At 37.3% G+C, this 13,551-nt stretch carries 10 protein-coding genes; 6 read left to right on the top strand and 4 right to left on the bottom strand.

The window, feature by feature from the left end:
• Positions 1-74: 74 nt before the first annotated feature.
• The 3 genes from DYH63_RS10125 to DYH63_RS10115 are packed head-to-tail and all read right to left on the bottom strand — an operon-like array spanning position 75 to position 2,494.
• Complete coding sequence (locus tag DYH63_RS10125; protein WP_162926985.1) at positions 75-608, bottom strand: hypothetical protein; 534 nt, start codon at positions 606-608, stop codon at positions 75-77.
• 12 nt (positions 609-620) lie between these two features.
• A complete protein-coding gene (locus DYH63_RS10120) occupies positions 621-1,901 on the bottom strand; it encodes a hypothetical protein (protein WP_116788688.1) in 1,281 nt (426 codons plus the stop codon).
• 29 nt (positions 1,902-1,930) lie between these two features.
• A complete protein-coding gene (locus tag DYH63_RS10115; RefSeq protein WP_116788687.1) occupies positions 1,931-2,494 on the bottom strand; it encodes a YceI family protein in 564 nt (187 codons plus the stop codon).
• Positions 2,495-2,980: 486 nt separating this feature from the next.
• Here DYH63_RS10115 and nadA point away from each other — a divergent pair, with 486 nt between their 5' ends.
• Positions 2,981-3,913 (top strand): quinolinate synthase NadA, encoded by a 933-nt coding sequence (gene nadA, locus DYH63_RS10110; protein ID WP_116788686.1) that lies wholly within the window; start codon positions 2,981-2,983, stop codon positions 3,911-3,913.
• Positions 3,914-3,925: 12 nt separating this feature from the next.
• Positions 3,926-5,437, top strand: coding sequence for an L-aspartate oxidase (nadB, locus tag DYH63_RS10105; protein ID WP_116788685.1), 1,512 nt, complete (start codon positions 3,926-3,928; stop codon positions 5,435-5,437).
• A 152-nt stretch (positions 5,438-5,589) separates the two neighbouring features.
• On the opposite strand, the gene pdxR is transcribed toward nadB, so the two are convergent.
• Positions 5,590-7,014: a MocR-like pyridoxine biosynthesis transcription factor PdxR gene (gene pdxR, locus DYH63_RS10100; protein WP_116788684.1), complete on the bottom strand. Its 1,425-nt coding sequence runs from the start codon at positions 7,012-7,014 to the stop codon at positions 5,590-5,592.
• A gap of 99 nt (positions 7,015-7,113) precedes the next feature.
• Here pdxR and DYH63_RS10095 point away from each other — a divergent pair, with 99 nt between their 5' ends.
• The 4 genes from DYH63_RS10095 to DYH63_RS10080 all read left to right on the top strand — a co-directional run bounded on the left by DYH63_RS10095 (position 7,114) and on the right by DYH63_RS10080 (position 13,202).
• Positions 7,114-7,617 carry a cupin domain-containing protein gene (locus DYH63_RS10095; RefSeq protein WP_116788683.1) on the top strand — a complete coding sequence of 168 codons (504 nt, stop codon included), beginning with the start codon at positions 7,114-7,116 and terminating at the stop codon, positions 7,615-7,617.
• 42 nt (positions 7,618-7,659) lie between these two features.
• Positions 7,660-8,559, top strand: coding sequence for a dihydrodipicolinate synthase family protein (locus DYH63_RS10090; protein ID WP_116788682.1), 900 nt, complete (start codon positions 7,660-7,662; stop codon positions 8,557-8,559).
• Between the two features lie 82 nt (positions 8,560-8,641).
• Positions 8,642-8,872 carry a thioredoxin domain-containing protein gene (locus tag DYH63_RS10085; protein WP_116788681.1) on the top strand — a complete coding sequence of 77 codons (231 nt, stop codon included), beginning with the start codon at positions 8,642-8,644 and terminating at the stop codon, positions 8,870-8,872.
• Positions 8,873-9,212: 340 nt separating this feature from the next.
• A complete protein-coding gene (locus DYH63_RS10080) occupies positions 9,213-13,202 on the top strand; it encodes a two-component regulator propeller domain-containing protein (RefSeq protein WP_240409095.1) in 3,990 nt (1,329 codons plus the stop codon).
• The last annotated feature ends 349 nt before the right edge of the window (positions 13,203-13,551 follow it).

Raw genomic sequence — 13,551 nt, 5'->3', positions numbered from 1 at the left:
TCTACTAAAGCAAAGAGGCTGCTTATTTGTTTAAGCAACCTCTTACATAAAATGACTAACCTATACTATTTACTTTACTGTAATACAGTAAGTGCTATTGATATTTTAATATCCTCTTTTACTTTTACCAGCCCTCCAAGTTTTTTGGGAGGAGTAAGGTCAAACTCAGGAAATTTTACGGTTAACGATCCGTTTAAATCATCTCTTGTAGTTTTTAATACTGTATCTTCATAAAGTTTTTCTTTACCTGCAAGCCGCAGCCTTAGATTACACACATAGTGGTTGCCGCTTTTTCTGAAACCTGATATACCAACTCTTATATCTTTATATTCTTTAGCCTTTATTGTTTTTTTAAAGTCGCGATTCAGTAAAAAATTATGACATTCAAAAGCAGATGAAGGTATGATGTATTGTACCGTGGTATTTTCTGCAAGCAGCCCGTTTATTTTTACAGTATCTCTTTGATCCAGCTCATATGTACAGGAAAAATCGCCTACAGAAGTATCGCCTTCAATGGTAAAGGCCTGCCTTACTACAATAATGCTTTCTGCCGGGTTTTCAGGAAACGTTACCAACCCCATTAGCATGATACAGATATACTTCCACATGATGAATTGATTTTAGAAAGCTATTGCAGCCTCTGCAACAAAGCCATTAAATTTACCGCCGTTAAGAATGTTTGTTGGTGCAAAACCGTCATATTTTTGGTTTACATATTCTACTTTTACAAGTATGTTTTTTGTCATAAACCAGCCACCGCCAATATTAAAACGTGTAACATCAATATCTTCTCCGGCAGCTGTTTTGCCAGAAACACCATTATAACGGCCACCCAAATAAAGGTTTTCATCTTTACCAAAACGGTATAGCAGCTCAGCGGCATACTGCTGATATGTTCTCCTGTCTGTTTCTGCCAGGCTTCTTCCGCTTGCATTTTCATACACCCCAAAAAGTTCAAGTCCCTGATATTTAATAAACGGGTTAACCATAAATGAAGTAAGCTTGTTAGTAAAGCCCGGAACAACCTGACCCGACCTGAAATTTGCAGAAGATGTGGCTGCTGTGTTTTCCATTACAAAGTAATATCTGGACCCGGCCCTGTCGCCATCATAAAAATCTGTCCTTTTTGTTTCTGCAGCATTGTAAGCAGATCCTGTAAGGCGAAATCTAAAGCTATCTGTAATTTGTTTGTCAAAACCTACTTTACCATATATAGATGGGCTTGTACCTCCGTTAGCAGTTTGGTTAAGTCGGCCGTTTGTAACACCTGCCATAGCCAGCCAGCCATCTCTCTGGTAGTATACTTCTGCAAAAACCATTGTTGCATAAGCATCCATAAGCCAGTTGCCCACAAACGGGTTCATTAATGTACTGGCGTTGTCGCTTCTTCTAAAATGTGCATCTCCGTAGTTTATTTCGTTATGGCCTATTTTTATTGATGCATACTTCATTACATCCTTTAAAAAGTCTTTCTTAATAAAGTCCAGTTTATCAATTTGCAAGTACCCACCTTTTACATAGGTTTCGTTGTGGTGGCGTGATGAAAGGAAAGTTCTTAAGTGCAGGTTAACACCATCGTATAAGGCTACATTAAGATCGAGGTTTGCTGTTGCAAGATTAAAGTTATTTCCTATGTCATACAATTGGTTTGTATTAACATCATTTACCATAACGGGTGTAGCAGTATTTTCGTGTGTAACGGCCTGAAATTGCAGTGCAAATGCACCACCTACGTTTACACGTACTTTATCAAAAGTTGTAGCTGTATCCTTTTTAGGCTCAAAGCTGTTCCTGGCATCTTTATTTTGTATATAAAAATTGTTCATTTTATAGGCTTGCTCCTGTGCATAACCCAGCGTTGCTATCATTACGAAAATGAATAAGAAGAATTTAGTTCTCATAAGGCTTATATTTTAAATTGCCAAAGTGTTTATTTGAAGTTTATTACAAAAGAAATTTTTACAGCGTCTCCTGTTTTAACGGTACCCAAAAGTGCTGTAGGCGGTGTAATTTTATAATCGGTAAGCTTAAAGCTATAATCGCCGCTCAGGGTATTTTTACCTGCTGTAGCTGTTTCTTTTACAGCAATGTTTGCCTCTTTTGTAACTCCGGCTATAGTAAAGTTTCCTTTAAGCGTCCATCCGGTTGTTGTTTTGGTAGCCAGTTTTAGTTCAAACTTTACCGTTTTGTATTGGCTTGTATTAAGTGCTTTGTAAGCATTTTTATCCATACCGCTTTTTCCGCTTTTAATAGATTCGGCAGGCATTTCAATAATCAGGGAGTTAATCTTTTCTATTTTGGCTCCATCCATTACAGCAACCAGCTTTCCGGTAGCGGTGTTAGATATCATCTCCCAGTCATGAAGAGACGACGTGCCTGATATTTTTAGTGTTGGTTTAGGTTCTATAGTAAGTGTTTCCTGGGCACTGGCTGTTGTTACAACAAATAATAGTAACAGTAAGCTAATGCATTGAGTGATTGAATTAATTTTCATGGTGTTTTTATAAAAGGTTAATTTTTAGTTTTCTGTAGTATTGCAGGCAAGCGCTTTTTAATATGCAACTCACTCCCCAGCTTGTAAGGAAAAGTTGTTTTCATTGTTTTGGGTGTCATAACTAATTGGTATTTATTAAATAATTGTGTGCGAATTTTGTATTGTAACCGGTGTTCTGATCCTGTTTACATCGGTAAAATTATACCGGCGTTTTTCTGTAAAAAATGATATTTATCAGAGAGCTGAATAGCTTAAAATTCTCCTGATTACAGAGTAAAATTATGTCTGATAATTTGCGGAAAGCATGACTATTATCATATGATATAAAAAATATGATGAGTAGTTTTTTTAAAGTCAAATATTTGTTATACAGTATTTTGAAAGTGTAAAATATGAGTAATGATATGATTTATATCATGAAAAAGTAAGTAAACAGGTACTAAGTTTACGAAAGTAAACCACAATGAAAAGGCTTACTTACAAGACATGAATAAACAAGCCCTTATAGATGAGATTTTACAGCTCAAAAAAGAAAAGAAAGCTGTAATACTTGCACATTATTATCAGGAGAAAGACATACAGGATATTGCAGATTTTGTAGGCGATAGCCTGGAACTGTCTAAAAAAGCCGCTACAACCGATGCCGAGATGATTGTTTTTGCCGGAGTACACTTTATGGCAGAAACGGCTAAAATTCTTAATCCAGAAAAAAAGGTTGTATTGCCGGATATGAACGCCGGATGTTCGCTTGCTGATGGTTGCAATGCCAGCGATTTTAAAAAATGGAAAGATCAGTATCCAGGACATAAAGTTGTTACTTATATAAACTGTTCTGCCAGTATCAAGACACTTAGCGATGTGGTTTGTACTTCATCTAACGCAAAAAAGATCATTGAATCTTTTCCTGGAGATGAGCCTATTTTATTTGCGCCAGACAGGAACCTGGGCAATTACCTAAAAAAAACTACAGGACGCAATCTTATACTATGGGATGGTTCCTGTGTAGTTCACGAAGCCTTTTCATTTGATAAGCTTATTGCTCTTTACAAGGAATATCCCGGTGCTAAAATTGTAGCGCATCCTGAATCTGAAGCGCAGATATTGCAAGTGGCACACTATATAGGATCTACATCAGGAATGTTAGATTATATAGTGAAAAGTAATGCCGAAACGTTTATTGTAGCTACAGAGGCAGGAATATTGTACCAGTTAGCCGAAGCCGCGAAGGGCAAAACACTCATACCCGCACCGTCTTATGAAGACAATGCCTGCGCATGTAGCGAGTGTGCCTTTATGAAACTAAATACGCTGGAAAAGCTGTACCGGTGTATTAAAAATGGTTATCCGGAAATAACTATTAACGAGCCATTAAGGCTTGAGGCCTTAAAACCAATACAGCGTATGCTCGAACTTTCTTAAAATAAAATAATCATGTTAAAAACAGATATATTAGTAGTAGGCACAGGCATAGCCGGATTATTTTTTGCCATTAAAACGGCTATGAAACGCAAAGATCTATCTATAACCATAATGACAAAAGATTTTGCTGAAGTTTCTAACACACAGTTTGCCCAGGGAGGTATAGCTGCTGTATTAAACACCCTTGAAGACAGTTTTGAACAGCACATAGATGATACTATTAGAGCCGGTGGAGGTTGCAGTGATAAAGAAGTGGTAAGGATGGTAGTAGAACAGGCTCCTGAAAGGCTTTATGAACTTATAGGCCTGGGCGTACATTTTGACACCGTTAATAAAGGATATGACCTTGCCCTTGAAGGCGGACATTCGCACAAGAGAATATTGCATCATGGCGACACTACGGGAGAAGAGGTAGAGCGAGCGCTACTCGCAACGGTCATGTCATTAAGTAACATTACGATACTCGAAAAACATACGGTTATAGATCTTGTGGTAGAAAACAAAACCTGTGTAGGCGCTTTTTACTTTACTCCTGATAACAGGATACATTATACACGTTTTAGAACACTTGTGCTGAGTACCGGCGGATGCGGACAATTATTTAAACACACTACTAACCCTGCTATTGCTACTGCCGATGGTATAGCTATTGCTTACAGGGCAGGTGCAGAAATAGCCGATATGCAATACATACAGTTTCATCCTACAGCGTTGTATGAACCAGGTAAAAACCCAAGCTTTTTACTTACAGAGGCCTTGCGCGGATATGGGGCGCATATAGTAAACCATGAGGGTAAACGTTTTCTTTTTCAAACAGACTCAAGGGGTGAGCTTGCCACACGCGACATTGTATCAGGAGCAATTGGAGAGGAGTTTCGCAAAAGCGGGAAAAATTGTGTTTTCCTGGATTGCCGCCATTTAGATAAAGAAACTTTTGCGGTACATTTTCCTGCTATACTTGCTTATTGTAAGAGTATTAAGCTTGATCCTTTTACAGATTTGTTACCTATTACACCGGTAGCCCATTACCAGTGTGGTGGTATTGTGGTAAATAAAAACGCACAAAGCTCAGTAAACGGTTTATATGCCATTGGCGAATGTGCCCGTACCGGGCTTCATGGCAAAAACAGGCTGGCATCTAACTCTTTGTTAGAAGCTGTTGTATATGCGCACCAGGCAGCACAAGCCGTTTGTAACAGTATAGATGGTACTTGCCTGTGTACTAATGGATATATAAACAAGTACGGTATAATTCCCGGCAAGTTACATGAGAACCAAATTAGTATACTGAAGAAGAAATTACAGGAAACGCTTCAGAAATTTTATCTGGAAGGCCTGCCGGAATCGCACGTAACAGAAATCATAGCCGAATTAAAAAAACAGGCTTTTGCTCTTTATAATAGCCTTACGGTATCGCTTAAACTAATAGAAATTTTAAATATGCTTACTGTAGCAGGTATCATAGTTAAGCAGGCAAAGAATGGACTTTCTGAACCTTACTTATCAGAAAATTATTGTAATTGAAAGCGGAACTGCTAAAACTTAGCTATTTGTAGTCAGGAGAGTATTTTAAAGTAGAATGATACAGTTCCAGAACAACGCAGCAGCCCTGCACAAAAATAATTAAAAAGTATATTTTTTAAAACCCTGGCTTTGATGTGGTCAGGGTTTTTATCTTATGTTTTCTCAAAATATTTAGCCATTTTCATTAAAGCTTCTTCAAGTTCAGATTCCGGGAGTGACCCATAACCCAACCGCAACCCAAAGGCTTGCTGATTAAAGCCATAAATTGTTGGCGAAATTATTTTTATGCCATGTCCTTTCAGGTTTTCTGTGAGTTCTTCCCAGTTTACGGCGGTTTTAGGTACAACCCAGAATGCCAGGCCACCGTCTGGTATAGTGTAATCTACGTACTGCCCAAGATGTTTGTTAAGCAAAATGGCAACATTGTCTCTTTTGACCCTGTAGTGTGCCGTGGCTTTCTTTATATGTTTTTTTATCGTACCGTCTTTAATCAGCTGTAAAACTGCCTGTTCCATTATGTTATCTCCCTGCACATCTATAATTCTGCGTAGTCCTGCAACTCTTTCAATAAATGCAGGATTACTGCTTACAAGAAAGCCAATACGCAAGGCGGGAGCCACAACTTTGCTCATGGTACCTATATACACATAATTATCCAGTTCAGCAAAGCTGGCTAATGGCAAAATAGGGCGGTATCCAAAATGAAATTCATTATCATAGTCATCCTCAATTATTGTAAAGCCATATTTATTTGACAGTGCAACCAGCTCCAGCCTTCTTCTCAGGCTTAGTGATACTGTTGTAGGATATTGCCTGTGAGGCGTTACGTATACTGCTTTTATTACATTTGAGTTGAGATAGGTAAGTATGTCTGTCAGTACTATACCCTCTTTGTCTACGGCGGCAGGCAGTAATTTTGCGCCGGCATGCTGCAAAGCTTCCCATGCAGGCTGATATCCCGGATTTTCAACAATTACGCAGTCTCCTTCGTCTATAAGGGTTTGGGCGGTAAGATACATTGCCATTTGGCTACCCCGTGTTATGCATATGTTTTTATAGTTTACCTGCATTGCCCTTTGGTGGCTAAGCATTTGGGCGACTGCCTCCCTAAAATCGCGGTTACCCAGTTCGCTGCTATAACCCATCATTCGCCATTTTCCTTTTTGATTAAATATCTGTCGGTATGCCCTTGCCAGTTCTGTAATAGGTGCAATTCCGGTGTCGGGATGCCCGTCATCAAACTTTATACGATATACTTTTGTATGTTCAGCACTTTTGTATGTGTCCTGCGGCCTGTTATCTTTAGCACCGGCCTTTGGGAGCTCATCAGATACAAAAGTGCCCGACCGTTCTCTCGAAACTAGCCATCCTTCAAGCAAAAGTACATTTAGGGCCTCAATAACCGTATTACGGTTAACTTTAAGTAATTGCGCCAGATTTCGACTCCCAGGCAATGCCTCTCCAGGTTTTAATCGGCCTGTTTGTATGTCTCTAATCACAGCATCGGCTATTTGCAGGTATATAGCCTTACCGGACTTTGCATCTATCTCAAATTCTAATTTCCAAGCTCTTAACATCTGGACTATCTGTTTTTATAAAAACTGTATCTTTTGTGTAGTCCAAAGTTACAATACTTTTGTACTGTAATAAAACACAAAATTTAATTTTTTGAAATTATGGCAGAAACCGGTACAGTAGATACAAAAAAAGCGATAGCGCAAAAGGATGAACAAAAACAATTCAGTTCAAAGGACTTTCACCAAACTTTTGCAAGGCCCACATATGTAAAACCCACACATATGATACATAAAAATGTGGAAAATGCAGGTGTACACAATCAATTCTCTACCGAAAGGAAACATCCTGTATTTTTCGTAGACCTCCCAAGCAAAAACGTCAGTATGACCATTGGTGGTTTATTACCTGGGCAAATGACTAATCGACACCGACACACTTATGAGACAGTACTGTATGTGATTGAAGGAAAGGGCTGGACGGAAATTGAAGATGAGCGAATAGAATGGCAAGCAGGTGATGCTGTATACATCCCGTCATGGGCATGGCACAGGCACCAAAACCTTAGTGACAGTGAAAATGCAAAATACCTTGCCTGTGAAAACGCGCCACAACTTCAAAACCTTGGCGTTGCACTGCGGGAGGAAGAGGGAAGGGATTCTTAATTAACAGGCAAACGAGCCTAAAGCCTAATAATAATTATAATCATGAAAAAAGTACCCTTAAAAGGCGTCATCGCTTATCCCATTACGCCTTTCGATGAAAATGAGAAAGTAAATATTAAGTTGTTTAAAGAACAGGTAGAGGCACTGGTTACGTCAGGAAGCCACGGCATTGCACCCTTAGGCAGTACCGGAGTCTTACCCTATTTATCAGACGCGGAAAAAGAGGCGGTAACCGAAGCGGCTATAGGGCAGGTTGCCGGGCGTATTCCCACTCTTATAGGGGTTTCTAATCTTACCACAGAGAAAACCATTTACCACGCCCGTTTTGCAGAAAAAGCAGGCGCAGATGCGATAATGATACTGCCAATGAGCTATTGGAAGCTTACCGATGATGAAATTGTAAAACATTATGACCGTGTGGCCTCTACTGTAGGAATACCAATTATGGCTTATAATAACCCTGCCACGGGCGGTATTGATATGTCTCCCGCATTACTAAAGCGGCTCTTGGAAATTCCGAATGTAACAATGATCAAGGAGAGCACGGGAGACATACAGCGTATGCATACCCTGCGTAGGGAAATAGGAGAGGATGTGGCTTTTTACAATGGCTCCAACCCTTTGGCTCTTGCTGCCCTTGCAGCGGGCGCCACCGGATGGTGTACAGCTGCACCTAACCTGATTCCCGGCCTTAACCTTGCCCTGTATGATGCCGTTCAGGATAATAATATGGATAACGCACGAAAACTGTTCTACCAGCAGGTTGAGTTGCTGCAGTTCATTGTAGCTAAAGGACTGCCAAGGGCAATCAAGGCCGGCCTGAATATACTTGGGAGGGAAGGCGGAGGCCTTAGAAGCCCTCTGCAGCCACTGGCACTTGTTGAATTGACTGAGTTAGAAGCTATCCTGGGCAGGGTATTTCATCCCGCAGGGCTGGACTAGTTACTATTTTAAATTCTGTACCGGTATATGCGTACAGTTTGGAATTATTTTTAAAACGTAAAAACAATTAAATTAAATAATCATGGCGAAAGCAATTTTTTATCATGCAGGCTGTCCTGTATGTGTTAGTGCAGAAGAGGATATCCTTACCTTAATCCCTTCAGAAAATGTAGAAGTTATTCATCTTGGAAATGACACCTCAAAGATTTCTGATGCTAAAGCTGTCGGGGTTAAATCGGTGCCGGCTCTGGTACTTGCTAATGGCAATGTGCTGCACATTAACTATGGCGCAGCAATAGAAGATGTAAAATAGCAAATAGTGCCCCGGGGATTTTTTTTCCGGGGCTACTTATTAAAATACAGTAATATAGTGCTATGCCTATGCCCTGAACATAAGCCCTCAGTTTGCGACCGACAGGATTATTACAATAAAATTCAACAAGAAATAAGTTTAAACTACAGCTGCATGCAGATTTTTATATGTAATCTGAAAATAACAGGTTTGTAGTTTTTTAGTTATAAATTTGTGTTATTTATAATTATAAATACAAATATTTTGTATGATGTTTTTTTTCAATAGAAAATTTGGTTTAAGTTTATTTTCACTATTTATATATTTTTCTGCATTTTCTCAAAATCAGCCCGTTCAGGTTTTGAACATTTTTAATGGGCTGTCAAACAACCTTGTTACCAATATATGTGAAGACAAAGATGGATTTATGTGGTTTGGTACGTTTGACGGATTAAATATGTATGATGGCTATTCTTTTACTGTTTACAATAATTCTCTGCAACCTCACAACTCATTAGCCAGTAGTACAGTCTATTGTGTTGCCAGTGACAGTAATGGTTACATTTGGGCCGGAGGTCCTAAAGGTGTTAGTGTTTTTAACAAAAACAAGCTAAAATTTAAATCAGTTCATTTTTTGAACAGAGGCGGGTTACAGCTTCTTAATAATGTTACTCATCAAATAGAATCTTCAGGTAAGTCTGTACTGGTTGCTACACAAATGCACGGTTTAATTCTCTTTAAAAACGGGTCATTTACAGGTTCTATAATACCGCTTGGCAATAGCAAAAAAGAGTCTTACAATGTTAGTGCTATTTCTGAAATTACTAATGGCAACAGGTACATATATGTAAGGGATTATGGCATTTGTAAATTGAACATTGCAACAAATAAACTGCAATTAGTATATAAATGCAGTATGGAAGTAAAGTGCCTGCAAAGTTTTAAAGACGGACAATTGTTGTTAGGTACTGATAATGGACTTTTTTTATTTGATACTAAAATCAAAAAATTATCGCAGAATTATTTTAAAAGTAAAGTTACCATATCTAACATAATGAAAGATAAGAATGAACGTATACTTTTAGCAACAGACGGCGGTAAACATGGAATTTATGAATTGAAAAACAACGCTGTTTATCCATATTATCCTGGTGGAAATCCAAAAAATATGATGAGTAATGTAGTATGGGATATATTTGAAGATTCGTCAGGAAACAAATGGTATGCCACACTGCGGGGAGGGATAATGATGGAAGGTAATATTACTCAGGATTTTAAAACTATTCGTTACGATAATGATAAGGAAAAACCCGAACAAGACTTTATATTCTCGTTTTGTGAAGACAATGATAAGAACCTTTGGATAGGTACAGATGGTGGAGGATTACGGGTTTGGAACCGAAAAAATAATTCTTATACCTTATATAACACTGAGCAAACCGATTTTAAAAAGATTTTTAGCAATTGCATAACCAGTTTAATTAAAGACAGCAATAACAATATTTGGTTTTCTACATGGGGCGGAGGTGTTGGCAGAATTAAGGCTGGCCATAAAAATGCAGAGCGCTTTTCGTGTTATAACGAGGATACCGGGCGTAACGAAGAAAACGTTTGGTGCGTATATCAAGATAAGTTTTTAAATATATGGGCATGTGCTACTAACACAGGTTATCTATACTTGTTTAATCAACAACTTCAAAAGTTTGAAGTTTATAATAAAGCAATCGCAAATTTACAAAGCATAACATCTGCATCCAATGGCAAATTGTGGGGCGGAAATTATACTGAACTTATTGAAATTGATGTAAAGTTAAACAAGCATAAGATTTATAATATTGGATACATTATTCGTTGTATCTATGAAGATAGAGACAAGCAATTATGGATTGGAATACAAGAGGGCGGATTATTAAAATTTAATCCTGAAAATGGAAAATACAAGCGTTTTACTCTTAAGGATGGTTTGCCAAGCAACACCATACTCAGAATTTTAGAAGATGATCAGGGTACGTTATGGATGAGTACATTTAACGGGCTATCGCAGTTTAATTCAAAACGTGAACATTTCAGGAATTTTTCTATACGTGACGGACTTCAAAGCAGCCAGTTTAGTTACAATGCGTCGTTAAAGCTGTCTAGTGGCGAGTTTGTTTTTGGTGGGTTAAGCGGATTTAATATATTTTATCCTAACGATATTAAAGATGCGCATAAAAATAAACCTATAGTACTATCGGGCTTTAAAATTAATAATAAGCCTGTCGAAAATTTTGATGAAATTGCTGTGTCATCAAATAAATTCAAAACAAAACAGGTAACACTACCTTATGAGTATAATACATTTTCACTTGAGTTTTTAACATTAGATTATAACGATGGAGATAAAATTAGTTATGCTTATCAAATTAAAGGCAGAGATAAAAGCTGGTATTATTCCGGCAAATCAAAAACAGCAAATTATACTAAACTTCCGGAAGGCGATTACATTTTTAGTGTAAAAGGCACTAACCTTAGAGGAGGCTGGGATAAAGCATACGATTTAATAGAAATTAAAATTTTACCACCTTGGTATAGAACATGGTGGGCATATTTAATATATATATTTGTTGGAGCAGGCATAATTACAGGCTATATAAGATACAGTAAGAACAGGCACCAAATAAAATTAAAGATTAACAAAGCAAATATGGAGCGCGACCGAGAAAAAGAACTTTCTGAAAGGCAACGCGCTATGTTTACATATATTACTCATGAATTTAGAACTCCCTTGTCTTTAATTGTAAATCCTCTAAAAAAAATATTACTTAAAAATGCTGTAATCAAAAATGATGACAGTTTATCGTCAGAGATGCATGTAGCCTACAGGAATGCTAAAAGGCTACTAAGCCTGGTAGACCAGCTTTTGTTATTTAAAAAAGCTGAAAGTGATGCTTACGAACCTAAACTATCTAAATTTAGCATAAACATACTGCTTAACGAAGTGTTTTTATGTTTTGTAAATTTAGCAAAAGAAAAAAGGCTTAACTATCACTTCACAAACTCCGAAAATAATATAGAGATATATGCTGACTACGAAAAAATAGAAATCGTAATATTTAATTTAGTTTCAAATGCTATTAAATATACGCCAAAGGATGGGGCAGTCACATTATCTCTGGAAGAATCAGACGATAAGGTACTAATTAATGTTAAAGATACCGGTGTAGGTATAACCGAGAGTGAAAAACCTTTTGTGTTTGATAAATTTAGGAGAGACCGTTTTTCTACAATGGGTACAGGCTTTGGCGTGGGGCTGTATGTAGTAAAGTATTTTGTGGAACAACACAAGGGTAATGTTGTATTTAGCAGTATAGCAAACAAGGGTACAACCTTTACTGTATTACTTAATAAATCTATACAAGTCGATAATGAAGTTATTACCCACCCGGGTCCTAACAAAATGTCTGAGCTTTTAATTGAACTTATGCCTCATGAGTTAGAAAATAAATCAGATATTGATCTTGAAGATGTTAATGACAACCCACAATCAGAATCAATGCTGTTAAGTGATAAAAAGTCTGTGTTATTAATTGATGATGATACAGAACTATTAGATTACCTTAAACAACTTTTCTCTAACAGGTATATTTTATATAGCGCCATGAATGGTGAAGATGGCTTAGAAATTGCTCGCAAACAATTGCCAGACCTTATAATATCGGATATTCAAATGGATGGCCTTTCGGGGCTGGAACTTTGCAAGGCAGTTAAAAATGATAAGGAGCTAAGCCACATCCCTATAATTTTGCTAACAGGAACTACTAATAACCAAACTCAGGTTGAAGGTATTATTGAAGGAGCAGATGATTATATTACCAAACCGTTTGATAGTGACATTTTACTGGCTAAGGCCGCACGCTTAATAAAAAGAAGAGACGATTTAAGGGCATATTTTCTTAACAATATAACATTACAGGAAAATAAGCTTAAAGTTCCGCTTGAATATCAAAAATTCCTTCAGGATTGTATCGAGATTATTGAAAAAAACATAGAGAATAATGATTTTACAGCTCAGGAGTTTTCTAAACTAATGGGTTTAAGTTATCGTATGCTTTATGATAAAATAAACATGATTTCAGGGCAGTCTTTAAATGCCTTTATACGTGCAGTACGTTTAAGAAGGGCCGCTTACTTAATGCTTACCGAATCTAATATTACCATAGCCCAGGCAAGCACCCGTGTGGGCCTCGAAGACCAAAAATATTTCAGGCAGCAATTTGTAGCACTTTTTGGAATGACGCCATCTGTATATATAAAAAAGTACAGAAGCTCTTTTAATAAAGATTTAAAGATTATAAAAGACCAGAATATTTAATATCAAAAATGATAGTTTATAATGAAGTCTGCCGGCAACTATGCCGGCAGACTTTTTTATTTAACAAATATCCTAAACTTACCACAACCTCAAATTAAATGTGTCTGTTTTACACTTAAATGCTCTTTATCCCAGTAAATACGTCTGTTATTTTAAGTTTCGTAAATAATATCCCCCTATTATTTAAATTTTACCCCCTGCCACAACCTCAAATCTTCAATTAATTTGCACCAATCTATAACGTTGTAGTGTTGGGCTAATTCATGTAGCCCAATTAAAAAAATATTAAAAGTTGCCTTTTTAAAAGGACTATAGCATGGCACTTTTAAGGAATTGAAATCGCAAATAA

Source organism: Flavobacterium psychrotrophum, from assembly GCF_003403075.1.
GTDB classification, from domain to species: domain Bacteria; phylum Bacteroidota; class Bacteroidia; order Flavobacteriales; family Flavobacteriaceae; genus Flavobacterium; species Flavobacterium psychrotrophum.
Note: the sequence above shows the minus strand (reverse complement) of the source record. Positions and strands in the feature narration are given on the sequence as shown.